This window comes from Ilumatobacteraceae bacterium (assembly GCA_033344875.1).
Lineage (GTDB): Bacteria > Actinomycetota > Acidimicrobiia > Acidimicrobiales > Ilumatobacteraceae > Ilumatobacter.
Genome location: JAWPMO010000001.1, coordinates 543,846 through 567,436, shown reverse-complemented (window position 1 = coordinate 567,436; position 23,591 = coordinate 543,846). Strand labels below are relative to the sequence as shown.

At 69.1% G+C, this 23,591-nt stretch carries 22 protein-coding genes; 10 read left to right on the top strand and 12 right to left on the bottom strand.

What is annotated here, in order from left to right; all coding sequences use genetic code 11:
* Nucleotides 1–33 precede the first annotated feature (33 nt).
* Nucleotides 34–738 carry an alpha/beta fold hydrolase gene (locus tag R8G01_02670; GenBank protein ID MDW3212873.1) on the top strand — a complete coding sequence of 235 codons (705 nt, stop codon included), beginning with the start codon at nucleotides 34–36 and terminating at the stop codon, nucleotides 736–738.
* Nucleotides 738–1,688 (top strand): L-threonylcarbamoyladenylate synthase, encoded by a 951-nt coding sequence (locus tag R8G01_02665; protein ID MDW3212872.1) that lies wholly within the window; start codon nucleotides 738–740, stop codon nucleotides 1,686–1,688. The genes R8G01_02670 and R8G01_02665 overlap by 1 nt, the downstream gene beginning before the upstream one ends.
* On the opposite strand, the gene R8G01_02660 is transcribed toward R8G01_02665, so the two are convergent.
* A complete protein-coding gene (locus R8G01_02660; protein ID MDW3212871.1) occupies nucleotides 1,642–2,223 on the bottom strand; it encodes a J domain-containing protein in 582 nt (193 codons plus the stop codon). The two genes, R8G01_02665 and R8G01_02660, sit on opposite strands and share 47 nt — an antisense overlap.
* A gap of 275 nt (nucleotides 2,224–2,498) precedes the next feature.
* Between R8G01_02660 and R8G01_02655 the strand changes: the two genes are divergently transcribed.
* A complete protein-coding gene (locus R8G01_02655; GenBank protein ID MDW3212870.1) occupies nucleotides 2,499–3,782 on the top strand; it encodes an ABC transporter substrate-binding protein in 1,284 nt (427 codons plus the stop codon).
* A gap of 426 nt (nucleotides 3,783–4,208) precedes the next feature.
* Here the strand turns inward: R8G01_02655 and R8G01_02650 are convergent, their stop codons facing one another.
* The 7 genes from R8G01_02650 to R8G01_02620 are packed head-to-tail and all read right to left on the bottom strand — an operon-like array spanning nucleotide 4,209 to nucleotide 11,025.
* A complete protein-coding gene (locus R8G01_02650) occupies nucleotides 4,209–4,964 on the bottom strand; it encodes an ABC transporter ATP-binding protein (GenBank protein MDW3212869.1) in 756 nt (251 codons plus the stop codon).
* Between the two features lie 3 nt (nucleotides 4,965–4,967).
* Nucleotides 4,968–5,864 carry an ABC transporter ATP-binding protein gene (locus R8G01_02645; GenBank protein ID MDW3212868.1) on the bottom strand — a complete coding sequence of 299 codons (897 nt, stop codon included), beginning with the start codon at nucleotides 5,862–5,864 and terminating at the stop codon, nucleotides 4,968–4,970.
* The gene (locus R8G01_02640; protein MDW3212867.1) at nucleotides 5,854–6,849 is read right to left on the bottom strand and encodes a branched-chain amino acid ABC transporter permease; all 996 of its coding nucleotides are present in this window, start codon (nucleotides 6,847–6,849) and stop codon (nucleotides 5,854–5,856) included. The genes R8G01_02645 and R8G01_02640 overlap by 11 nt, the downstream gene beginning before the upstream one ends.
* Nucleotides 6,849–8,201: a hypothetical protein gene (locus R8G01_02635; GenBank protein ID MDW3212866.1), complete on the bottom strand. Its 1,353-nt coding sequence runs from the start codon at nucleotides 8,199–8,201 to the stop codon at nucleotides 6,849–6,851. Before R8G01_02635 ends, R8G01_02640 begins: the two co-directional genes overlap by 1 nt.
* A gap of 30 nt (nucleotides 8,202–8,231) precedes the next feature.
* Complete coding sequence (locus tag R8G01_02630) at nucleotides 8,232–9,176, bottom strand: COX15/CtaA family protein (protein MDW3212865.1); 945 nt, start codon at nucleotides 9,174–9,176, stop codon at nucleotides 8,232–8,234.
* Nucleotides 9,177–9,231: 55 nt separating this feature from the next.
* Entirely contained in the window at nucleotides 9,232–10,314 is a 1,083-nt protein-coding gene (locus R8G01_02625) for a class I SAM-dependent methyltransferase (GenBank protein ID MDW3212864.1), read from the bottom strand.
* Nucleotides 10,315–10,347: 33 nt separating this feature from the next.
* On the bottom strand, nucleotides 10,348–11,025 hold the full coding sequence (locus tag R8G01_02620; GenBank protein MDW3212863.1) for a histidine phosphatase family protein: 678 nt from the start codon (nucleotides 11,023–11,025) through the stop codon (nucleotides 10,348–10,350).
* 23 nt (nucleotides 11,026–11,048) lie between these two features.
* Between R8G01_02620 and R8G01_02615 the strand changes: the two genes are divergently transcribed.
* Nucleotides 11,049–11,768: a DUF4190 domain-containing protein gene (locus tag R8G01_02615; protein MDW3212862.1), complete on the top strand. Its 720-nt coding sequence runs from the start codon at nucleotides 11,049–11,051 to the stop codon at nucleotides 11,766–11,768.
* 67 nt (nucleotides 11,769–11,835) lie between these two features.
* Nucleotides 11,836–12,405 (top strand): hypothetical protein, encoded by a 570-nt coding sequence (locus tag R8G01_02610; GenBank protein ID MDW3212861.1) that lies wholly within the window; start codon nucleotides 11,836–11,838, stop codon nucleotides 12,403–12,405.
* Here R8G01_02610 and R8G01_02605 read toward each other — a convergent pair.
* Entirely contained in the window at nucleotides 12,395–13,042 is a 648-nt protein-coding gene (locus tag R8G01_02605) for a DapH/DapD/GlmU-related protein (GenBank protein ID MDW3212860.1), read from the bottom strand. The two genes, R8G01_02610 and R8G01_02605, sit on opposite strands and share 11 nt — an antisense overlap.
* Nucleotides 13,043–13,080: 38 nt before the next feature.
* On the opposite strand from R8G01_02605, the gene R8G01_02600 reads away from it, so the two are divergent.
* The gene (locus tag R8G01_02600; GenBank protein MDW3212859.1) at nucleotides 13,081–14,127 is read left to right on the top strand and encodes a P1 family peptidase; all 1,047 of its coding nucleotides are present in this window, start codon (nucleotides 13,081–13,083) and stop codon (nucleotides 14,125–14,127) included.
* A gap of 11 nt (nucleotides 14,128–14,138) precedes the next feature.
* Nucleotides 14,139–14,984: a pantoate--beta-alanine ligase gene (gene panC / locus R8G01_02595; GenBank protein ID MDW3212858.1), complete on the top strand. Its 846-nt coding sequence runs from the start codon at nucleotides 14,139–14,141 to the stop codon at nucleotides 14,982–14,984.
* A 30-nt stretch (nucleotides 14,985–15,014) separates the two neighbouring features.
* On the opposite strand, the gene R8G01_02590 is transcribed toward panC, so the two are convergent.
* Complete coding sequence (locus tag R8G01_02590) at nucleotides 15,015–15,893, bottom strand: CPBP family glutamic-type intramembrane protease (protein MDW3212857.1); 879 nt, start codon at nucleotides 15,891–15,893, stop codon at nucleotides 15,015–15,017.
* A gap of 67 nt (nucleotides 15,894–15,960) precedes the next feature.
* Here R8G01_02590 and R8G01_02585 point away from each other — a divergent pair, with 67 nt between their 5' ends.
* Complete coding sequence (locus R8G01_02585) at nucleotides 15,961–17,346, top strand: FAD-dependent oxidoreductase (protein MDW3212856.1); 1,386 nt, start codon at nucleotides 15,961–15,963, stop codon at nucleotides 17,344–17,346.
* Here R8G01_02585 and R8G01_02580 read toward each other — a convergent pair whose 3' ends face one another.
* A complete protein-coding gene (locus R8G01_02580) occupies nucleotides 17,347–18,918 on the bottom strand; it encodes a M1 family metallopeptidase (GenBank protein MDW3212855.1) in 1,572 nt (523 codons plus the stop codon).
* A gap of 154 nt (nucleotides 18,919–19,072) precedes the next feature.
* Between R8G01_02580 and R8G01_02575 the strand changes: the two genes are divergently transcribed.
* Nucleotides 19,073–21,127 (top strand): CAP domain-containing protein, encoded by a 2,055-nt coding sequence (locus tag R8G01_02575; GenBank protein ID MDW3212854.1) that lies wholly within the window; start codon nucleotides 19,073–19,075, stop codon nucleotides 21,125–21,127.
* On the opposite strand, the gene R8G01_02570 is transcribed toward R8G01_02575, so the two are convergent.
* Nucleotides 21,128–22,639 (bottom strand): aldehyde dehydrogenase family protein, encoded by a 1,512-nt coding sequence (locus R8G01_02570; protein MDW3212853.1) that lies wholly within the window; start codon nucleotides 22,637–22,639, stop codon nucleotides 21,128–21,130.
* 24 nt (nucleotides 22,640–22,663) lie between these two features.
* On the opposite strand from R8G01_02570, the gene R8G01_02565 reads away from it, so the two are divergent.
* A complete protein-coding gene (locus R8G01_02565; GenBank protein ID MDW3212852.1) occupies nucleotides 22,664–23,359 on the top strand; it encodes an MBL fold metallo-hydrolase in 696 nt (231 codons plus the stop codon).
* Nucleotides 23,360–23,591: the final 232 nt, after the last annotated feature.

Genomic DNA, 23,591 nt, shown 5'->3' with positions numbered 1-23,591 from the left:
TAACGCTGCATCACCGTCGCGTACGATGACCGTGTGACCGATGTCGATGCCGATTCCGTTCCGATCCTGCTCGTCCACGGCTGGGGCGGGTCGTTCGCCGCCACCTGGGAGCGATCGGGGTTCACCGCGCTGCTCGCCGATGCCGGGCGATCGGTCATCGGTGTCGACCTGCTGGGCCACGGCACCGCACCCAAACCGCACGATCCTGCGGCGTACGCCGACCTCACCGGTCGGATCGTCGACGCACTCCCCGACGGTCCGGTCGACGCCGTCGGCTTCTCGCTCGGCGCGATGACCCTGCTGCGAGCCGCTCTGGACGACCCGTCGCGCTTCCGGCGCCTGGTGCTCGCCGGCGTCGGCCGCAACGTGTTCGAGCGCGACGAGGAATCGACCGCTCGCATCGTCGCCGCGATCGAGAACGGGGGCGACACCGACGACAACCGGGCCCGGCTGTTCGCCCAGTACGCCCACCAGCCCGGCAACGATCCGGTGGCGCTCGCCGCGATCATGCGAGGAACCGGCGGCGAGCGGCTCCGACCGGACGACATCCGGACGCTCGACCTGCCGACCCTCGTCGCGGTCGGCGATCAGGATTTCGTCCTGCCCGCCGACGCCCTGGTCGACGCGCTCCCCCGGGCGCGACTCGCGATGCTGCGGCGCACCGACCACTTCGCGACCCCCGAGTCCTTCGACTTCATCGACGCCACGCTCGAGTTCCTCGACGCGATCCCCGCGTGATGATCTCGTCCGACGTGGGGCTCGCAGCCGACCGCCTCCGTGCCGGCGGGGTCGTCGCGATCCCGACCGAGACCGTGTACGGCCTGGCGGCCGACGCTCGCAACCCTGCTGCGGTCGCCCGCATCTTCGAGATCAAGGGTCGTCCGACCGATCACCCCCTGATCGTGCACCTCGGCTCGGCCGACGAGCTCGTCGACTGGGCCGCCACCGTGGACTCCAACGCTGCCCGCCTCGCCACCACGTGCTGGCCGGGCCCGCTGACGATGCTCGTCCCCAAGCATCCCGACGTCGACCTCCGTGTCACTGGGGGCCGCCCGACGGTCGGCCTCAGGGTGCCGAGCCATCCGGTCGCCGACGACCTGCTCCGACGGTTCGGTTCCGGTCTCGCCGCGCCGTCGGCGAACCGGTTCGGCAAGGTGAGCCCGACGACCGCCCAGCACGTGCTCGACGACCTCGGCGGGATCCTCGACCCCGATCGTGACCTGATTCTCGACGGCGGACCGAGCGTCGTCGGCGTCGAGAGCACGATCGTCGACCTGACCGTGGATCCGCCCCAGGTCCTCCGTGCCGGGGCGATCAGCGCCGACGACCTCCGACGCATCCTCGCGACCGAGGTCGCCGAGGCGTCGGGGCCCAGTCGAGCCAGCGGCATGCTCGAGTCGCACTACGCCCCGGCGTGCGCGGTCGAACCCGTCGACGACCGTGCCACCGCCGAACGCCTGGCGGCACAGCGCCGAACGAGCGGCGAACGGGTCGAGGTGCTCGACCGCACCGACGACCTCGTGATCGCGGCCAACCACCTGTTCGCAGATCTCCGTGCCGCCGACGCAGCCGGTCTCGACCGACTGATCGTCGTCCTCCCGCCCGCCTCGGGGATCGGCCACGCGATCCGCGACCGGCTGTTCAAGGCGTCGGCGACTCGTCCGGACCCGGCCAGTCGAGACGGTTGAGAGCGTCGATCCACACGTCGCGGACGTCGTAGACGTCAGGCGTCGGGTGGCCGGGGAGCCGCGCCGTCGTGATGCTCACCGTCACAGCACCGGCGTCCGGCACGAGTTCGAGTCGGCACCACGCCGGTGGCGACGTCATCAGTACCTCGAGCAGGTACGGCGGGTCGTCGTCGGCCAGCTCACCGAGCTCCGCCCCCGCGACCAGCAACCCTTCGAACGCTTCGACCGGCAGCGCCTCGATCGTGAACGACGGGTGGTCCTGTCGAACACCGCCGCGAGGCGTCGGTGGCGCCTGTCGACGCGGGCGCCCAGCGGGTGCAGGTCCGGGTGCCGGTGCCCCGGTCGCCGCGGCCAGTGCCGCATCGACCGCCGCGTTCAGTTCCTGCATCGCCGCGACCGACCCACCGGCATCGGGATGCCGCTGCTTGGCCAGCGCACGCCGCGCCTCGTGGATCGCCGCGACGTCGGCGTCTGAATCGATTCCGAGGACGGCGAACGGGTCGGGCGGAACATGCCGAGAATTGGGACGAAACACGCACGAAACCGTAACCCGCGAAACACGGGGGTGGTTGTAGTCGGCCCCGACCATGACCTACGCTTTGCGCCACCTAACACCGACGGGGCAAACCCGCCCCGCGGAAACAGGGGGAGAAAACCACTATGCAGAAATCACGTGTGCGCCGCGTTGGCGCCCTCATCGTGGGTCTGTCTCTCGTCGCTGCCGCGTGTGGCGGCGATGACGATGATGCCCCGGTTGCCGACTCGACTCCCGACGCGACCGAAGAGTCGTCGGAAGACATGTCGGACGACATGAGCGACGAGCCCTCCGAAGACATGTCCGACGACATGTCCGACGAGCCCTCCGAAGACATGTCCGAAGACATGAGCGACGACATGTCCGACGAGCCCACCGACGACGGTTCGGACGACGCCACCGGCGGCGACGGGGTGTTGACGTTCGGCGGCATCCTGCCCGAGACGGGCAACCTTGCGTTCCTCGGACCACCCGAGTTCGCTGGTGTCGAACTCGCGGTCCAGGAGATCAACGAGAACGGTGGCGTGCTCGGCAGTGACGCCGTGTGGCTGCCCGGCGACTCGGGCGACAACGGTGAAGTGGCCAACGCCACGGTCGACCGCCTGCTCGCCCAGGACGTCGATGCCTTCATCGGCGCCGCCAGCTCCGGTGTGTCGCTGACCGTGATCGACAAGATCACCCAGGCCGACAAGATCCACTTCTCGCCGGCCAACACCTCGCCGACGTTCACCGACTACGACGACAACGGTCTGTACTTCCGTACCGCCCCGTCCGACGTCATCCAGGGCGCTGCCCTCGCCGACGTGATGCTCCAGGACGGTGCCGCCACGGCAGCGTTCCTCGTGCTGAACGACTCGTACGGAACCGGCCTCCAGCAGTACACCATCGAGCCCTACACCGCCGGTGGCGGCACGGTCGTCTACGGCGACATGGGCACGACGTACGACCCGCAGGCCGAGAACTTCGACGCCGAGATCGCGGCAGTCGTCGACGCCAACCCCGATGCCATCGTGATCATCGGTTTCGACGAAACCGCTCAGATCCTCGGCGGCCTGATCGAGGCCGGCTTCGGCCCGTCGGACAAGCTGCTCTACGGCACCGACGGCAACATGGGCAACGCGCTCGCTCAGCAGTTCGACGACCCGTCCGTGGTCGCCGGCATGAAGGGCACGCTCCCGGGTGTCGACGTCGCCGGTGAACTGGCCGACTTCCAGGAGCGTCTGCTCGGGATCGACCCGGACCTCATCGACTACTCGTACTCGGCAGAGTCGTACGACGCCGTGATCGTGACCGCATTGGCCGCCGCGATCGCCGGCACCGACGACCCGGTCGCTGTTGCCGCCGAGATCAACGGCGTCACCCGCGAAGGCGAGAAGTGCACGACGTACGCCGATTGCCTCGCACTCGTCGACGCCGGCACCGACATCGACTACGACGGTGTCTCCGGTCCGCTGGAATTCATCGACGCAGGCGAGCCGTCGCAGGCAAGCATCCTGATCCTCGAGTTCGACGAGACGGGCACCATCTTCGTCGCCGGCTCGGTCCAGGGTGCGGTCTGATCACCTGATCAGCACCACCTGAACAACTGAACACCTGAGAGGGCCCGGGGTTCCGACCCCGGGCCCTCTCGCGTCCCGGCCCAGGTCCGCCGTGTCGCGAACCTGAGCACCCCACGCACACAACCGCGACACAGCCCACGGACGCCGCCGACGCAGACTCGCCATGTCGCGGAACTGGGCCCGCCACGCACGCACCCGCGACACGGCCTCGCGGTGAGCGCCCCGGGGCGGGTGATCGTCGACCGGGAAACGGTGCGCCGGAACGCGGCCGGGCAGGGCCCGATCCGACGCCCGAACACCCTGCACCAGCGAACTGGGGATCCAGGAGGGTGCTCAGGTGCGCTCTGGAACAACGCCACGAACCCGAGCTGTCTTCGGACGGCGAGCGGTGAGGCGGAACGCACAGCCAGAGCGTGCCCGAGCGTCCTACTGGTGGGACTTGACGAGGGTGCCGAGGTAGAGCTCGATCACCTTCGGGTCGGTGAGCAACTCCTTGCCCGTGCCCGAATAGGCGTTGGTGCCCTGGTCGAGCACATAGCCCCGGTGACAGATCTGCAGGCAGCGGCTGGCGTTCTGTTCGACCATGACGATCGAGATGCCGGCCTTGTTGATCCGGTGACACCGGATGAACACCTCGTCCTGCAGTGCCGGCGACAGCCCGGCCGACGGCTCGTCGAGCAGCAGCACCGACGGATCCATCATCAGCGCCCGACCCATCGCGAGCATCTGACGCTCACCGCCCGACAGCGACCCGGCCCGCTGATCGCGTCGCTCGACCAGGCGCGGGAACATCTCGCCGACGCGCTCGAACCGTTCGCGGAACTTCTTCGGCTCGAGAAAGGTGCCCATCTCGAGGTTCTCGGCGATCGTGAGGGCCGGGAACACGTTGTTGTTCTGCGGGACGTACCCGACACCCCGGCTGACCAGCGAGTGCGCCTTGAGGTTCGTGATGTCCTCGCCCCGGAGCCGCACACTGCCCGCTCGCACGCTGACCAGCCCGAACATCGCCTTGACCAGCGTCGACTTGCCGGCGCCGTTCGGACCGATGATGCCGACCAATTCGCCTTCGGCGAGTTCGAGTGAACAATCGCTGAGGATGTCGACGCCGGGCAGGTACCCGGCGGTCAGATCATCGGCGATCAACAGTGGTTCGGCTGCGCTCGTCGGTTCGGAGTCGCTCATCGGTCAGTCCTCGTCCAGTAGCAGGGCGGCCCCGTGGGACGTGCCGAGATATGCGTCGACGACGGCCTGGTTCTCGCCGATCGTTCGTGGTGGGCCCTCGGCGATGATGCGTCCCTCGGCCATCACGATGACCCAGTCGCTGATCTCCTGCACCATGTCCATGTCGTGTTCGACGAAGAGGACGGTCATGCCCTCGTCGCGTAGGCCGGTGATGTGACCGAGCAACGACTGCGTGAGCGCCGGGTTCACACCCGCCATCGGTTCGTCGAGCATGACCATCTTCGGTTCGACCATCAGCGCCCGTGCCATCTCGAGCAGCTTGCGCTGTCCGCCGGAGAACGTACCGGCGAACTCGTCGCGCATGTGGTCCATCTTGAATCGTTCGAGCAGCGCGTCGGCACGGGCCTCGATCTCGGCCTCCTGGCTGCTCCAGAGGAACGGCAACAACGCCCGCCAGAGTGACTCACCCTTCTGCCCGGTGGCCCCCAGCTTCATGTTGTCGATGCAGCTCAGCTTCGAGAGTGCCTTGGTGAGCTGGAAGGTGCGCACCATGCCGTAGTTGGCGATCTTGTGGGCCGGTACCGAACCGATGTCGTTGCCGTCGAACACCCTGGTCCCACTGTCGGGGTCGTCGAAGTTGGTGAGGAGGTTGAACAGCGTGGTCTTGCCGGCGCCGTTCGGGCCGATCAGCGCGGTGATCACGCCGCGCTGGATCTCGACGTGGTCGACGGAGACGGCGGTGAGGCCGCCGAACGTGCGCACGACGTTGTCGGCGATCAGGATCGGGTCGGGCTTCGCAACACCCGGTTCGCGGGCGACGTCGGCGAGCGCAGCGCGGGCTGCCACCGGGTCGACGACATCGGACGTCGGGGTCGTGCGAGCGCGGGCGTCAGCGATCATCGAGGGCCATCTCTTCCTTGGAGCCGAAGATCCCCTGCGGTCTGAAGGCGGCGAGGAGCACCAGTCCCAGCCCGATCAGCATGAAGCGAACCTGACCGACCTGGGTTCCGGACATGATCGACTCGGGGATCACGTCGTTCTGGACGGCCTGGCGCAGGAACGAGTCGGTGAAGTTCAACACGCCGTACAGGAGCGCCGCACCGACCACCGGACCGAACACCTTGCCGGCGCCACCGAGGATCAACGCGACCCAGGCGAAGAAGGTCACGTCGGTGATGAAGTTCTGCGGCTGCGCCGAACCGGTGCCGATCGCCCGGAGCATGCCACCTGCCGCGCCGAGCATGCCGCCCAACGCCAGGGCCTGCATCTTGTACCAGTAGGCGTTCTTGCCGAGGCTGCGTGCGGCGTCCTCGTCTTCGCGGATGGCCTTGAGCACACGTCCCCAAGGGCTGCGGATGAGGAGCCACACGATGAGCACGGCGAGCGCCAAGGCGATCCAGCCGACGACGACCACCCACATCTGGTTGCCGAGCCAGAGCCCCAGGTAGCGCGTGTTGTTGCTGAACGGGCTGAGGTCGTAGAACGTGCGGGTGAAGCCGTTGAGGCCGTCGGATGCGTTGGTGTACTTCGCGATGCTCGGCGTCGGCGACCGGAAGATGATGCGGAACATCTCGGCCACCGCGATCGTGACGATCGCCAGGTAGTCGGCTCTGAGTCTGAGCGTCGGGATACCCATCAGTCCGGCGAGGATGAGTGGACACACGACGAGCCCCAGTGGCACACCGACCCAGAAGCTCCAACCCATCGACGTGACGGCGATCGCGAGCCCATACGCGCCGGCCGCCATGAACACCGCCTGGCCGAAGTTGAGGAGTCCTGTGTAGCCGAAGTGGATGTTCAACCCCATCGCTGCGAGCCCGAAGTAGATGAGGTTCTCGCCGATCAGGCCGCGGAACATGTTCTCGATGATCGCTCCCCAATCCATCAGCCGATCCTTTCCGCTCGTCCGAGCAGGCCTTGGGGTCTCACGAGCAGCACGACGACCAGCATCAGCAGTGCGCCGACGTTCTTCAGGTCACTCGGGATGACCAGCGTGGAGGTCTGGATGAACACGCCGATGATGAGGCTGCCGAACAGGGCGCCGTACGCCGTGCCGAGGCCACCGAGGGTGACGCCGGCGAACATCAGCAGCAGGATCCGGAAGCCCATCTCCCAGCCGATCGCCTCGGTCGTCGCGAACAGCACACCGCCGAGGCCCGCCAACGCACTACCGCCGACCCACACCCAGCTGATGACCTTCTCGACGTCGATGCCGGAGGACTCGGCGAGGTCACGGTTGTCGGCGACGGCACGCATCGCCTTGCCGGCCCGGGTCTTCTCGAGTCCGATGCCGACGCCGGTCAGTACCAGGATCGAGAAGACCATGATGAACGCATCTTTCGGAGCGAGCGTGAACCAGCCCAGATCCCACTTCTCCTGGATCCGGTAGTCACGGTAGAACCCGTCTCGACCGCCGAAGATGTAGAGCATCACGTAGCGGAGGAAGATCGAGAACCCGATCGACACGACGAGTGCCGAGATGAGGCTCGCACCCTTGTTGCGCAGCGGGCGCCACACGAATCCGTTGAACAGGCCGCCGGCGACGCCCGACAGGAGCACCGCCAGGATGCCCGCGACGATCAACGACGTCTCGAAGCCGAGCGCACCGCTGGCGTGGAACAGGTAGGCGGCCATGGCGCCGAACGTGACCATCTCGCCGTGGGCGAAGTTCACGAGCGCCGTGGTGCCGTAGATGAGCGACAGACCGATCGAGCACATGGCGATGATCAATCCGAGCTTGAGGCCGTCGACGAACAGCTGCAGTGCCTTGATCGTGTTGTCGGTCTTGGCGGCGGCCTCACCCATCGGGAACAGGTTCGGTCGGCTGTCACCCTCGTTGACCGAGAACGACAACGGGTTGTTGTCGGGGTTCCGCAGCGAGTTGCCCTCAGGGAGGGTCTCGACGACCAGGAGCGTCGAATACTCGCCGGCGCCGGGCAGACCGACACTCCAGTTGCCCTCGGCGTCGCTGACGCCACGACCGACCTCGTTGCCGTCGGCGTCTGACACGACGAACTCGACGCCTTCGAGGAAGACGTCCTCACCCTCGGCGTCGCGTGCCCGCAGGGTGCCCGTGACCTCGGTGCCGGTGTCGTCGACGGACTCGTCGGTCGTCTCGTCACCGCTGCCCTCCTGGGCCGTCGCGGGAGTCGAGACGCCGAACACGCCGAACACGATCACCAGGGCGACAACGAGCGCTCTCAGTGCTCGCCCGATCGAGCGTGGTCCTCCGGGCATGGGCGATCTGGCTCGCATCGTGCACGGACTCTAGTCGGCGGAAACGTGCACATTGAACTCATCTGTGACGTCCGACACCCCGACCGGCGACATCGGCGATGCCGGTACCGGGCGTGTCGTGTCGAGGACGACGATCGTCGTCGCCCACATCACCGCGGTCGCACCGGCGACGTGGATGCCGACGAGGAGTGCGGGCACGTCGTTGAAGTACTGGACGTAGCCGACGGCCGCCTGGAGCACGCCGACGAACAGCCACGTCGAGATCGGCGAGGCGAGCGATCCGTCACCGGCCCGACGCGCACGGATCCGCCACGCGATCAGCAGCGCGACCACGATCGTGGTCACGACCACGATCCCGTGGACCCGGGCCACCGTCGGGATGTCCAGGTCGAGCCGCTCGGCGTTCTCGTCGCCGGCGTGGGGGCCGGCACCCGTGACGAGGGTGCCGGTGAACAGCACGACCCAGGTCAGCGCGAAGAGCAACCAGGTCAACCGCTGTGTGGGTTCGGACACCACCCGGACCCGCTCGACGCCGTCGGGTTCGCCCGCCCGCCGGACCAGGACGGTGCCGACCACGATCAGCGCCATCGACAGCAGCAGGTGCCCCTGCACCGCGAGCGGGTGCAGATCGACCAGGACCGAGATGCCGCCGAGCACCGCATTGGCGACGACGCCACCGGCGACGAGGAGCGACAGGGTCGTGAGGTCACGGCGGCGTGGGACCCGGACGAGCGCGCCGAGCACCGCGGCGATGGCAGCGAACCCGACGACGCCGGTGAACAGCCGGTTGATCTGCTCGATCGCCGCGTGCTTCGAGGACACGTCGACGAACCGCTCGCTTGAGCAGTTCGGCCAGTCGTCGCAGCCCAGCCCGCTGTTGGTGAGCCGGACGGCGGCACCGGTGACGATGATGATCGCCAGCGCGACCAGCGCGACGACCGTGACCTGTCGGTAGCGATGCGGCGAGATCTGCATGCGTCCGTCAGGCTACGAGGCGAATCGCCCGACCGGATCGCCGGGAACCGACGAACTACGGACGGACCTCGTAGAACGCATTCATCGGGTGGGACACGTCGAGCGTCTCGAACCGCGAGAAGCCGGCCGCGTTCGCCATCGCTTCCGCCTTCGATGCCGGGAGCCCGAGCGTGCCGAGCCCCTCGCCATCCGGTTCGGACAGCGCCGACGACATGCAGGACAGCACGCTCACGCCGTACAGCAGCGGCGCCATCGGGTTGAGCTCGATGTTCTCGGCGAGCGTCTCGGCCGCACGGATGTCGACGAGGAGCCAGTACCCGTCGTCGCGGAGCGCACCACGGAGCGCGTCGACCACGGGTGTCGGGTGCGCCATGTCGTGGATGCAGTCGAACGTCGTGACCAGATCGAGCGAGCCGTCGACCGGGAGCGGCTCGTCACGCGGGTCGACGAACCGGGCGTTGGTCAGCCCGGCCGCGGCGAGGCGGGCCTCGGCCCGGTCGAGCGCGTGGCGTGAGATGTCGTAGCCGGTGAACGTGCTGTTCGGGAACGCCTCGGCCATCAGCAGCACCGCTCCCCCGGCGCCACACCCCACGTCGGCGACCGTGGCACCGTTGGTCAGGCGCTCGACGACCCCGTCCATCGCCGGCAGCACCTTGCGCAGCAGGTTGTGGTGGTTCCACGGCTCGAAGCTCCGCTCGATACCGACCGCGCCTTCGGGTCCGTGGCTGTCGTAGTCGTGACCCAGCCCGGTCCGGAAGCTCTCGGGCATCGCCTCGAGCGCCTGCATCGTCTGCGGGAGCCGATGGAACATCCCGATCCCGAACGCCGGATGGTTCGGCGACGCCAGCACCGCACGGGCCTCGCCCGACATGCCGAACCGGTCGCGGCCGTGGTCGTCGGTCAGCTCGAGCAACTGCGCCGCTGCCTGGTTGTGGAGCCACTCGCGCACCCAGCGCTCCTGCAATCCCGTGGCGTCGGCCAGCTCGTCACTGGTCACCGGCCCGTCGGCGGCGGCCAGTGCCTCGTACAGGCCCAGCCGGTCACCGAGGTGGATCATGCCGGCGGTGAACGCCCCCTCCAGCTTCGAGTAGACCTGGAAGGAGAACGCTCTGAGTCGATGCTGTGCGTCGTCGGACATGCCGTACGGTACCGAACCGCACGGGACGACTCGTCAGCGGCTGCGGCGCTCGGCGGGGATGTGCTCGGCGTTCGACAGTGCGGTCAGGCTGAACGTCCACCCGTCCTTGACCGGCAGCGCCTCGACCCGGCTGATCGAGGCGTGGCCGAGCACGAAGCGGTCCCACTCCCACGGCGTCGCGTCGAGGCCGAGCAGGTGACCGATCGTGATCGAGTTGGTGCCGGCGTGGGCGACGAGCGCGATGCGTTTGCCGTACTCGCCCGGCGACCAGATCGGCAGCTCGTGCTCGACCCGAACGATCGACCTGCTGCGCAGGAACTCGGTGGCACCGATATGGATGCGGTCGGTGAACTCACGGATCGACTCGCCGCCGTCGAGACCGTCCCACCGCTGATCGGCCGCGCGTCCCTTCAGCTCTGCGTACGCCTGCTGCGCTTTCTCGGCCGGCGTGCCGTGCCAGCCCGGGTCACGGATCTCCTCCAGCCACGGTTCGATCTGCTCGGGGCGGCCGAGGCGTTCGTACAGCGGTGCCGCGGTCTGCCGAGCTCGCTGCAGCGGTGAGACGAGCACCTCGTCGAACTCCTCGTCGGCCAGGAGCTCGGCCATTCGTGCCGCCTGCTCGTGGCCGAGATCGGTGAGCGGCGGGTCGACGACGTTGAGTCCGTCCTTCACCCATTCCGGTTGGCCATGACGAATCAGCACGATCTCCACGGCAGCGACGGTACTCTCACGCCGTGCCCGACCCGACCTCGACGCCGTCCGGCTGGTTCCCCGATCCGCTCGATCGGTACGACCATCGCTACTTCAACGGCACCTCCTGGACCTCCGACGTGAGCGCCGGGGGCCAGCGGTACGTCGACCCGCTCGGCACCGGCCCCGGGCATGCGGCAGGGGGCAAGGGCCCCACGAACGGCGCCGCGACCGCGGCGGTCGTGATGGGATCGGTCGGCGTCGCGATCGCCTGGATCCCGTTCATCGTCGTGTTCGGAGCGGTGCTCGCCGTGCTCGCCCTCGTCTTCGGCATCATCGGCATCAAACGCTCACGGGTGTCCGACGTCGGGCGAGGGGCCTCGATCGCCGGCATCGTCATGGGCAGCCTCGGCATCGCGGCGTCGGTCGTCGGCGTGCTCCTGTCGATCACCGTGCTCCGCGAGGTGATCCGCTTCGTCGAACCGGGCGAAGCGCGCACCGAGATCATCTCCTGCTCGATCGACGGGCGGCGGGCCGAGGTGAGCGGTTCCATCACGAACCTCGACGACGATGCCCGGGAGTACACCCTGTTCGTCGAGGTCGACGACCGCACCGAGTTCGTCACCATCGACGAACTCGATCCCGGAGAGACGGCCGAGTGGTCGACCGTCGTGACGGTGCGATCGGCCGGCGCCGACTGTGACCCGGGCATCACCGTGCAGGGCCCGTTCCCGTACGGCATCGAGGTCGACCCGGTCGACTGAGCCCCGGCATCGGCTCGGGCATCGGAACGACGTCCGGATGGGCCGCCCAGCTCGTAGCGTTGTCCCGGTGGACACCACGACGCCGCCGATGCCCGTCGATGACGACCTCGACGAGCGTCGCGCCCGCAAGCTCGGCGTCCGCGTCGGGTTGACCATCCTCGTCGCCCTGTTCGCCACCTTCTGGATCTGGGCGCTGTTCTTCGCCTCCAAAGAGGCCGTCAACCGCATCGAGGATCGGGCCTGGGCCGAGCGGGCCGAACAGATCTGTCAGGCCGCGACCGCCGAACGGCTCGAACTGGCCGACTTCCGCCTGATCACCGAGGGCGGTCCCGAACTCATCCGTGAGCGGGCCGAGATCGTCGAGCGGTCGACCGACATCATCGACGAGATGATCGACGACGTCGTCGCGGTCGTGCCGAGCGACCAGAAGGGCCGCGAGATCGTCCCCCTCTGGGAAGCCGACTACCGGACCTACATCGGCGATCGGTACCGCTACGCCGACCAGCTGCGCGAGACCGGCGAGAACCTGGCGTTCTACGAGACCGCCGACGGCATCCCGATCAGCGAGCGGATCGAGACCTTCGCCGGCGACAACGACATGCCCGCCTGCGCTCCCCCACGCGACCTCACTCGCTGACCCGTCTCACCACCCGCGCCGGCGCGCCCACCGCGACCGAATGGTCGGGGATCTCGCCCGACACGACGCTGTTCGCACCGATCACGACGTTGCGGCCGATCGTGGCACCCGGCAGGATCACCGATCCGTGCCCGATCCACGAGCCGTCGCCGATCCGGACCGGCCGCTCGGGTTGCATCTGCTGTGAGATCGGGCGGTTCGGGTCGGCGAAGCCGTGGTTCTGGTCGGTGATGTAGACGTGATGTCCCGTCCAGACGTCGTCGCCGATGTCGATCGACAGATGACCGACGATGCCGCTCCCCCGCCCGATCAGGCAACGATCGCCGATCGAGACGACGGTGTCGGTGATGCACTGCTGACCGGGAACCATGCCCGCCGACAGTGCGATCTGCGGCCCGATCATCGTCGACGAACCGATCCGGATGTACCGCACGTTCATCAGCGTGTTGGGCGGGTAGCAGATGATGCTGCCATCGCCGAACGCACCGAACTCCCGTGCCCGCGACGAGCGGGGGCCGATCGCCGCCCACCGGTACATGACCTCGTGCAAACGGTGGAAGCCGTCACCGACCCGCTGCTTCGCCCCGCCTGCCAGCCGGACCCAGGTCGTGTCCGGGGCAGGTTCTCGGCCGAGCACGTCGCGAACCATAGCGGCGGGTTCGGTACGGTCGCGGCGTGACGCTCGACCCTTTCGCCCACGGCTCGCTCACCGACGTCGACGGGATCCTCGTCGGGCACCACCAGCGCCGCGGGCGTGGCTGGCAGACGGGGACGACCGTGATCAGCGCGCCCGGTGGCGTGGTCACGGGCGTCGACGTGCGAGGCGGCGGGCCCGGCACCCGGGAGACCGACGCGCTCGACCCACGCAACCTGGTCGACCGCGTCCACGCGATCTGCCTGACCGGCGGCAGCGCGTACGGGCTGTCGGCCGCCGACGGCGTGATGGCCGAGCTCGAGCGACGCCGACTCGGCGTGCCGGTCGGGCCCGACCTCGAACACGTCGTGCCGGTCGTTCCGACCGCGGTCATCTTCGACCTCGGGCGCGGTGGCCGGTTCGGCAACCGACCGGGCCCCGACTTCGGAGCACGCGCGCTGCGCGCTGCGCGGCGGCCCACGCGGCGCGGATCGGTCGGAGCCGGCACCGGCGCCCGCGCGGGTGGTCTCCAGGGCGGCGTCGGCATGGCGAGCACCACGGTCGACTTCGACGACATCGTCATCACGGTCGCTGCGCTCGCCGTCGTCAACGCGAGCGGTGCCGTGATCGACCCGGCCACCGGCGCACCGTGGTCACCCGTCCGGTCGCTCCGACGACCGCCGGCCGCTCAACGAATCGCACTGCGCGACCACCTGGAAGCGGCGGCAGCGCCGCCACCGCTCAACACGACGATCGGCGTCGTCGCCACCGACGCCGTGCTGTCGCGCCCCGAGGCCGGTCGGCTCGCCCAGTCGGCCCACGACGGCCTCGCCCGGGCGATCCGCCCCGCTCACACCCTCGTCGACGGCGACACGATCTTCGGGCTGTCGACCGACCGGCATCCGGTCCCCGGCGACGATGTGATCGAGATCCGCTCCACCGGGTCGCGGGTGGTCCGGCTCAACCGTGTGTTCGCTGCCGCGGCCGACGTGTTCGAGCGAGCGTGTACCGACGCCGTCGTCACGGCGACATCGATCGGCTCGTCACCGGCGTACCGCGATCTGTGCCCGGGCGCCTGGCCCGGGTAGCTTCGGCCCCGATGGATCTCATCACCGCACCCGCGCACATGCGCGAGTGGACCCGAGCCCGCCGCCTCGACGGCGAACGCGTCGGGGTCGTGCCGACGATGGGGGCGCTCCACCGTGGCCACCTCGCACTGGTCGAAGCCGTGCGCGAACGGGCCGACCGGGTCGTCGTCACGATCTTCGTGAACCCGTTGCAGTTCAACCAGTCGACCGACTTCGACCATTACCCGCGACCGATCGACGCCGATCTCGACACGTGTCGTGGAGCAGGGGTCGACGCCGTGTATGCGCCGACGGCGGCCACGATGTACCCCTCGGGATTCCAGACCCACGTCGAACCCGGCGACCTCGCCGACCGCCTCGAAGGACCCATGCGACCCGGCCACTTCCGGGGGGTCACGACCGTGGTCACGAAGCTGCTCAACGCCACGCTGCCCGACGTCGCCGCCTTCGGCCAGAAAGACTTCCAGCAGCTCGCGATCGTCCGACGGATGGTCCGCGACCTCGACCTCGCCGTGGAGATCCTCGGCGTCCCGATCGTGCGCGAACACGACGGCATCGCGCTGTCGAGCCGCAACGTCCGCCTCGGCCCCGACGACCGGCAGGCGGCGCTCGTCATCTCCCGCTCGCTGCGCGCTGCCGCCGATGCGTTCGATGCCGGCGAACGCGACGCCGCCACGATCCGGTCGATCGTGCTCGACGGCATCGCCGCCGAGCCGCGGGCCGACGTCGAGTACGTCGAGGTGGTCGACGCGATGAACCTCGATCCGGTCGAGCGGGCGGAGCCGCCGGTGTGCGTGCTGACGGCGGCGTGGTTCGGCGACGTCCGGCTGATCGACAACGTCCTGCTCGACGCGTAGGACCCGACGACCCCGACCGGGCCGCGAGGATCAGCCGCCGGCGATGGTCGCGAACATGGCGATCAACGCGCCGAAGTCGGTCTCGACGTCGTCGAGCACTCCGCTGAGCACGATCACCATGACGACGCCGTTGAAGATCGCGTGGGCGATCACGGTCGGGCCGAGCCGTCTGGCCAGGTAGGCCGAGACGCCGAACGCGACACCGACCCCCGACAGTACGAACACGAGCCCGATGTTGCCGGCACCACGAACCGGATCGGCGTGGGCCACACCGAACAGGACACCTTGGGCGGCGATGGCGAACGTCGGCCGCATCCGGCTCAGGAGACCCCGGAGCACCAGACCGCGGAACACCAGCTCCTCGATGATCGGCGCCGCGATCACCGCCGTGACCAGCGTCGCGACCAGGTACGCCCGATCGGCGTCGAGATCGGAGGCCGAATCGACGTTGCTGCTGAGCGGGATGTCGAAGATCAACACGATCGACGCCAGCACGAGTTGCGTGCCGATCGCTCCGAGCCAGGTCAGCGGCCCCCAGCCGAGATCGGCCCAACGGAACCGCCATCCGAGCGACGTGAGCCGGCTCGAGCCCCAGCGCCGACGGACGTGGGCACCCCAGGCCAGCGACGGGCCGTAGCCGATGACCGCGAGGATCACCACGTAGACCATCACCGGCCAGTCGTACCGAGTGAGCCGATCGACGAGCACCTTGCCGGCGATCAGCGAGACGACGAGGACCAGGAGTGCCCCGAGCGCCGCGCTCAGCGGCAGGCTCGGATGCTCCTCGGGTTCGGCGAAACCCGGATGCTGCGCCACCCAGGCGCGTCCGTCGAAGTACCGCTGGCCGACGCCCGACGGATCGGGGTACCAGCCGGCTGGGGCGCTCGTGGGTGGAGGCAGTGAGACCATGGGGTGGGGTGGGGTCCGGCGCGTGTTCGAGTGCCGAGAGGACGATTCGCCGACCTAGCGTACGGGCGTGACCGAGCGAGCCGGACGTTCCCTGTGGGCCGACACCCTGCCGGACGACGAGATCGTCCGGCCACCTGCGTCCGACACGACGGTCGACGCCGACGTCGTCATCGTGGGCGCGGGCTACACCGGGCTGTGGACCGCCTGGTACCTGGCCTGTCACGATCCCGCCCTCCGGATCGTCGTCGTCGAGCGCCACCCCGTGGGTTTCGGGGCCAGCGGCCGCAACGGCGGGTGGTGTTCGGCGCTGCTCCCGATGGGCCTCGATCAGATCGCGGCTCGGAGTGGATCAGCAGCTGCGGCGAGGTTCCAGCGGGCGATGCACGCGACGGTCGACGAGATCGGTTCGTTCGTCGACGAACACGGGGCACCCGGCATCTTCCATCGCGGCGGCACCGTCGATCTGGCTCGGTCGGGCCCGCAGGAACGGCGCCTTCGTCGTCACCTCGACGAGTACCGCCGCCACGGATTCGGCGACGACGACTACCGCCGGCTCGACGCCGACGAAACGCGCGCGCACTGCGCGGCGACGTCGGCGGTCGGTGGGGTCTTCACACCGCACTGCGCGACCGTGCATCCCGCTCGGCTGGTCCACGCCCTCGCTCGTGCCGTGCTCGCGGCCGGGGTCGAGATACGCGAGGGCGTCGACGTGCGCTCGATCGAGCCCGGGCGACTCGACACGTCGCACGGCACGATGTCGGCCGAGATCGTGGTTCGTGCCACCGAGGGGTACACGGCGGAACTCGACGGCGAACGCCGCACCATGCTGCCCCTGTACTCGCTGATGATCGCGACCGAACCGCTCGGCCGTGACGTCTGGGCGCAGATCGGACTCGACGACCGACCGACATTCGCTGATGGCCGGCACATGATCATCTACGGCCAGCGGACGACGGACGATCGCTTCGCGTTCGGTGGTCGAGGCGCCCCGTACCACTTCGGCTCGGCGATCCGTCCCGAGTTCGACACCGACGACCGGATCGAGACGCTGCTGACCGCCTCGCTGCGCGAGCTGTTCCCGTCGATCGGAGATGCTGCCGTCACCCACCACTGGGGCGGCGTGCTGGGCGCACCGCGCGACTGGCGTTGCAGCGTCCGGTTCGATCGTCGGACCGGTCTCGCCGCCGCCGGCGGCTACGTGGGCGACGGCGTGTCGACGACCAACCTGGCCGGCCGCACCCTCGCCGCGTTGATCACCGAAAACGGCGACGACGACCTGACGACCCTGCCATGGGTCGGCCACCGCTCGCGGTCGTGGGAACCCGAACCGCTGCGATGGGTCGGCGTCAACGCCGGACGGGTCGCAGCGCGGCTGGCCGACAGCGTCGAGGCCCGGACCGGGACCGAGAGCCGGCTCTGGGGCGGTGTGCTCGACCGTCTCGTCGGGCGCTGATCAGGCAGGGCTCTCCGGGTCGGGGTACCGGTCGGGGCGTTGTTCGGCGGCCACCCACGTGTCGAAGAACCCCTTGAGGTCCCGACCCGAGACACGCTCGAAGGTCGCACGGAGGTCGGCTGTGGTCGCCGCCCCGTCGGCGTGCTCGGCGCTCCACGTCCGCAGACCCTCGAAGAAGGCCTCGTCGCCGAGCACCGATCGCATGGCATGCAGCACGATCGCACCGCCCTCGTAGGCCACGGCGCCGAACAGCTCGTCGGGCCGTCCGACCGGTCCGCCGGCGTCGGGAAGCGCTGCGAGTGCGTCGGCAGCGAACTCGTCGACGGTGCCGAATCCGGCTTCGTCCAGCCACAACCACTGCGCGTACGTCGCGAAGCCCTCGTTCAGCCAGATGTCGTCCCAGGTGGCCGGGGAGACGGCGTCGCCGAACCACTGATGGGCGAGTTCGTGAGCGAGCAGGAGGTGCTGGAGCGCACCGAGCGACCCGTCGAGGTCGCCCGAGCTGAACAGTGACAGCCCCTGGGTCTCCATGGCGAGCCCCGGCGTGGAGTCGGTGATCGCGAGGCCGTACCGGTCGAACGGGTACGGGCCGAACAGCGGCTCGAAGAACTCGAACTGTTCGAGCGTGACCTCGGTGTAGGCGTCGAGCGAGGACGTCGAGCCGTCGATGGCAGCGTGGTGGAGTTCGACCCCGCTCGCCGTCGTTCCGGCGTCGACCAGGTCGTAGTCGCCGACGAGCAGCAGCGTCAGGTACGACGCCATCGGTTCGGTCTGCTCCCAGGTCCAGGCCGTCGTCCCGGGTGACGCCGACTCCGAGCTCACCAGCTCCCCGTTCGCGATGGCCACGGCCGGGTCGGGCACCGTCAGCACGAACGTCCAGGTCGCCTTGTCGGTCGGGTGGTCGTTGGTCGGCATCCACGTGCTGGTGCCATCGGGTTCGTTGACCGACCAGAAGCCGCCCGCCGTCACGAACACGCCGGCATCGTCGGCGAACCGGCGGGTGGTGTCGAGTTCGGCCCGGTAGTCGATGTCGACGACCAGTTCGGTGCCCGCCGCGACCGCTGTCGGCAGCGTGATCAGCAGCTCACGATCCGCCGTCAGGAACGGCCGGGACGTGCCGTCGACGGCGACCGAGCCCACGTCGAGCGATTCGGCGTCGAACGCCAGCTGGTCGGTGGTCGTGGTCGTCGTCAAACTGACGGTCACCGTGCCGTCGAACACCCGGGCGACCGGGTCGTAGTCGAGCGCGACGTCGTAGTGGCCGACATCGAGATCGGCGGAGCCCAGGCCCGGGAAGCGCCGATCGCCGACCGACAGGCTGCGCGACACCTCCTCCCGGTCGCGGCCGCTCGACCCGGTGGTCGCCGGAGGTCCGCCGGACGACGGCGCCACGGTCACCGACGTCGACCCTTCGGTCGGTGGCGGGGCGGTGGGGATCACGGTCGGCCCGACCGGGTCGATGTCGACCACTCGCGGCGCCGACGATCCCGAGCAGCCGATCAGCGCCAGGTGGAGGCCCAACGAGACCCCGACCACGGCGACACGTCGCACCGGCCGGCCGTCTCGCTGCATCCCGCAACGGTACCGACACTCGGAACCGGCGTGATCGCGGCCTCCCCCGGCCGATTCGCGGGCGGCCAGCCCGGTCGGCGTGAAGCGTCAGCAAGATTCCTTCAAATTTGTGCGGGTTCGTCAAGGGCTCGTCCAGATCCACCGATGACCTTGCGTGACCGAAGCCTCCACACTCCCGACTCACGCGCGCCGTCGGCGGGGGCGCCACATCGTCGCCGCCACGATGTTCCTGGCAGTCGGTACCTTCGTCGCTTCCCTCCCCGGCACCGCAACAGCCGACGTCGCCGGCGACGACTGGATGTCGACCGTCAACACGTATCGCGCCATGTCCGGCCTCCAGCCGGTCAGCGAGAACACGACCTGGTCGGCCGAAGCCCGCGCCCACTCCTGCTACATGCTGCAGAACGGCATCTCCCACGACGAGATCGAGGGCCGCCCCGGATACACCCCTGGCGGCGACGTGGCCGGCAACCACGGCAACGTCGCGGTCAGCAGTTCGGTGACCGCCACCGCCCGCAACCATGTCGAACTCTGGATGACCGGGCCCTTCCACGCGATCGGCATCCTCCGCCACAACCTCCGCACCAGCGGCTTCGGGTTGTGCGCCGAGAGCGATACGCCGACCTCGTGGCACTCGGGTGGCACGCTCGATGTCATCCGGGGCATCGATGCCGGCGCACCTCGGCCCGCGACCCCGATCCTGTTCCCCGGCGACGGCGCGACGGTCCCCCTCCACAGCTTCATCACCGAGTTCCCCAACCCGCTGACGATGTGCGGATGGAGCGGTAGCGCCGGCCTCCCGCTGATCGCCATGCTGCCGAACGACGTCACGTCGGCCAACTCGTCCCTCACCGGCCCGAACGGCCCGATCGAGACCTGCACCCTCCACAAGGGCAACGTGTCCGACGGCACCGCCCGCTCGATCCTCGACGGCGACAACGCCGTGGTCGTGATGCCCCGAGAGGTGCTCGCCGACGGTGTCTACACCGCGACCGTCGACAGCAACGGCGGCAACGTGACCTGGTCGTTCACCGTCGACCGCGACGCTCCGCTGTCGGCCTCCCCGAAGAACGCCCCGTCCACCCCCGGCGGTGCGGTCGACACGTCGGTCGTCGGCGACGAGGTCCGCTTCGAACCGGTCGCCCCGTACCGCCTCGTCGACAGTCGCGTCAAGCAGGGCACCACCCGTCTCCAGGCCGGCAAGGTCGTCGAGATCGACGTGGCACCGGCCGACGTCATGGCCGTCAGCGCGAACTTCGTGGCCGTGAACCCAGACGGCTACGGGTTCATCACCGCCTACAACTGCACCACCGACCGTCCTGATGTCAGCACGCTCAACTTCCGGCCCGGCGAGTTCGTCGCCAATCAGGCGGTCGTGCCGCTCAAGGGCGGCAAGATGTGCCTCTACTCGCTGGTGTCGACCGACGTCGTGATCGACGTCAACGGCTTCTTCCACGACGACGCCGACAGCACCTTCACCCCCGAGACCCCGGAGCGACTCCTCGACACTCGTGCGGCCGGTCAACGGCGACTCCGCGCCGGCGAAGAGCGCGTGATCCGGGTCGCCGGCGCCGACCGCGCGGCACCCGCAGACGCCACCGGCGTCTCACTCAACGTCACGGTCGAACAGCCTTCGGGCGCCGGCTTCCTCAAGGTCTACCCGTGCGGTCTCCCCGCCGGCACCGAGATCTCGACGGTCAACTACGCGGCCGGCGAGATCCGCCCGAACAGCGTCGTCGTCCCGGTCGACGGATCCGGCAAGGTCTGCGTCCAGTCGCTGGTCGCCACCGACGTGATCGTCGACTACACCGGCTACTTCTCGGACGGCGACGGGCTCGACTTCCAGCCGCTCGACCCCATCCGCATGTTCGACAGCCGTTCGACCACCCGGGCCTTCAACGAGTCGACCAACGGTGGACGCGTCGGCGGCGGCCAGGTCGTCCGGCTCAAGATCGCCGGCTCCCGCGGCGTGCCAGAGGACGCCACGGCGGTGTCGCTCAACCTCACGGCCGCCGAACCGCTCGCCGCCTCCTTCCTGACCGCCTACCCCTGTGGGAAGCGTCCGGCGACCTCGACGGTGAACATCTTCCCGTCGCAGGGCGCAGCGGCGAACGGTGCGATGGTGAAGCTGTCGAGCGAGGGCGAGTTGTGCGTCTACACGTTGAACTCGACGCACATCATCGTCGACGTCAACGGCGTCTATCTCTGATCAGCGGTGGACGTCGGGGTCGCTGACCTCGGCGCGATAACGAACGGTGAACACGGAGTCACCCGAGAGGATCCCACCTCGACCGAGCATGCGGCCGCCCTCCCAATTCGAGAGCCCGAGTTCGGGTGCGTTCAGGGCGTATTGACCGTCGACCCACCGCGTGAAGCCGTCGCCGACGAACGGCGCATCGACCGTGGCGAAGAAGGCGTCGTGCGCCGCTGCTGACTCGCTGACCAGCGACGCGACGAAGTGCGGGCTGTACCGGTTGCAGAGGCCGACCGCTTCATCGACCGTGTCGACGACGTGCAGCGTCGCCTCGGGTGAGCCCTCCCACTCCCACTCGTGCCCCAGCGTCTCGACGCCGGTGCGGGACACGAACGGTTCGTCGTGGACACCGTCGGCGCGTTCGACCGCCGACCGTCGGTCCCAGGCCGCCTCGGGCACGAATGGCGCTGCGGCGTCGGTGACGTGGATGCGGGCATCGCTCCCCCGCTGTTCGCCGGCCGCCGACGCCGCGTCGAGGAACGCGGGCACGAGCTCGTCGGCCCGGTCGCGGACCACACAGCAGACGTTGAGCGTGTTGCAGACCTTGCGGTCGAGCGAGTGGGTCACCGCGAGCCGGAACCGGTCGCGATCGGCGTCGTCGGCGGCGACGACCCAGGCGCCACCGGTGCCGTGCAGGCTGACCGGTACCCCGGCCTGCCGTGCGACGGCACCAAGTTGGGCGACCGCCGGCCCCGAGCCGCGCGCCACGGCGAGCGACAGGCGCGTGTCGGAGAAGAGCGCCCACCCCGCCGCATGGGCCGCCGACTCGACCAGCGCGACGGTGCCGTCGGGCAGCCCCGCCGCTGCGAGCGCCGGGTCGAGGGCGTGCTCGACGATCGCCCGCGCCGTGCCGAGCGCATCGGACCCGATCCGGAACACCACGGTGTTGCCGGTCCGGACGACCCCGGCGGCGTCGGCGAACACGTTGGGACGGCCCTCGAACACGAACCCCACGACGCCCAACGGGGCACGCCGGGCTTCGAGCCGCCAGCCCTCGTGCTCGACCACTCGGTCGACGGCGTCACGCCCGGCCGACGACCCGGCCCAGCCGCGCAACCCGGCGATCATGTCGGAGCGCATCGCGTCGCCCAGGATCAGTCGGGTCGTCGATCGTCCGCGCTCGGTCGCTCGTTCGACGTCGCCCCGGTTGGCCGCCGCGATCGCGGCGAAGGTGGCGTCGTCGGCCAGACGATCGGCGAAGCCGGTGAAGAACGCGGTGATCTGATCGTCGCTGCAGCGCGCCAGCGCCGCGAACGCATCGCGGGCTCGGGTCACCGGTGCGGCGGCGTGCTCGAACTCGGCCTCCGGCACGTGCAACAGCTCGCCCGACAGCGGGTCGACGATCACCCGATCGCCTGGACGGAACACGGCGGCGAGCTCGGGCGACACATGGGCGACACGGTTGCCGCCGTACACGATCGGTTGCCCGACGGTCAGCGCGGCGAGATGATCAGGTGCGTCGGGCATGGGCCCGAAGCGTACGCTTGCCCCATGGCCGACCCCAAGGATCGTCTCTACTTCCGCCAACTGCTCTCCGGTCGCGACTTCGCCACGACCGACGACCTCGCCGCCCAGATGGTCAACTTCGTCTACGCGATCGGCGACCGGCAGACCGGCGAGTGCGTGCTCGTCGACCCGGCGTACGACCCCGCCGGACTCGTCGACACCGTCGAGGCCGACGGCATGACCGTCACCGGGGTACTCGCGACCCACTACCACCCAGATCACGTGGGTGGTTCGATGATGGGTCACGGCATCGCCGGTGTCGCCGACCTGCTCGAACGGGTGTCGTGCCCGATCCACGTGCAGCGCGACGAGGTGCCGTGGGTGACCCGCACGACCGGGCTCGAGGAGACCGACCTGGTCGCCCACCACTCGGCCGACGTGATCACCGTCGGCGAGATCGAGATCCAGCTGGTGCACACACCGGGCCACACCCCGGGCAGCCAGTGTTTCCTCGTCGACGGCAAGCTGGTGTCGGGCGACACGCTGTTCCTCGACGGCTGCGGCCGTACCGACCTGCCGGGCAGCGACCACGCTCTCATGATCGAGAGCCTCCAACGGCTGAGCAAGTTCGCCGACGACATCGTGCTGTACCCCGGGCACCGCTACTCGATGGCGTCGAGCGCCACGATGGGGTCGGTCAAGCAGTCGAACTACGTGTTCGACCAGGTGCTCGGCACCTGAGCCCGGCGGCGGGGATCGAAGAAACTCTCACATTTCTCGGATGCCCGGATCGAGGATGCTCGTCGACGACGCACGCACAACGTCCGCTCCAGAACTCGATCGACGCCGATGCGCACGCGCCGCGCCGCGGCCCTGATGCCGCGCTCGACAGTCGCGGCGTGGCGACGTGCTCACACCCGTCCGGGTTTGGCATTCTGCTCATCGGGATCAGCGCACATGTTGCACTCGACAA

What these genes read in the sequence shown, in the direction of transcription:
- R8G01_02665 (MDW3212872.1), top strand. Translation starts at nt 738, where the DNA reads ATGATCTCGTCCGACGTGGGGCTCGCAGCCGACCGCCTCCGTGCCGGC.
- R8G01_02655 (MDW3212870.1), top strand. Translation starts at nt 2,499, where the DNA reads ATGAGCGACGAGCCCTCCGAAGACATGTCCGACGACATGTCCGACGAG.
- R8G01_02650 (MDW3212869.1), bottom strand. Translation starts at nt 4,964, where the DNA reads ATGAGCGACTCCGAACCGACGAGCGCAGCCGAACCACTGTTGATCGCC.
- R8G01_02645 (MDW3212868.1), bottom strand. Translation starts at nt 5,864, where the DNA reads ATGATCGCTGACGCCCGCGCTCGCACGACCCCGACGTCCGATGTCGTC.
- R8G01_02640 (MDW3212867.1), bottom strand. Translation starts at nt 6,849, where the DNA reads ATGGATTGGGGAGCGATCATCGAGAACATGTTCCGCGGCCTGATCGGC.
- R8G01_02635 (MDW3212866.1), bottom strand. Translation starts at nt 8,201, where the DNA reads ATGCCCGGAGGACCACGCTCGATCGGGCGAGCACTGAGAGCGCTCGTT.
- R8G01_02630 (MDW3212865.1), bottom strand. Translation starts at nt 9,176, where the DNA reads ATGCAGATCTCGCCGCATCGCTACCGACAGGTCACGGTCGTCGCGCTG.
- R8G01_02625 (MDW3212864.1), bottom strand. Translation starts at nt 10,314, where the DNA reads ATGTCCGACGACGCACAGCATCGACTCAGAGCGTTCTCCTTCCAGGTC.
- panC (MDW3212858.1), top strand. Translation starts at nt 14,139, where the DNA reads ATGGATCTCATCACCGCACCCGCGCACATGCGCGAGTGGACCCGAGCC.
- R8G01_02590 (MDW3212857.1), bottom strand. Translation starts at nt 15,893, where the DNA reads ATGGTCTCACTGCCTCCACCCACGAGCGCCCCAGCCGGCTGGTACCCC.
- R8G01_02580 (MDW3212855.1), bottom strand. Translation starts at nt 18,918, where the DNA reads ATGCAGCGAGACGGCCGGCCGGTGCGACGTGTCGCCGTGGTCGGGGTC.
- R8G01_02570 (MDW3212853.1), bottom strand. Translation starts at nt 22,639, where the DNA reads ATGCCCGACGCACCTGATCATCTCGCCGCGCTGACCGTCGGGCAACCG.
- R8G01_02565 (MDW3212852.1), top strand. Translation starts at nt 22,664, where the DNA reads ATGGCCGACCCCAAGGATCGTCTCTACTTCCGCCAACTGCTCTCCGGT.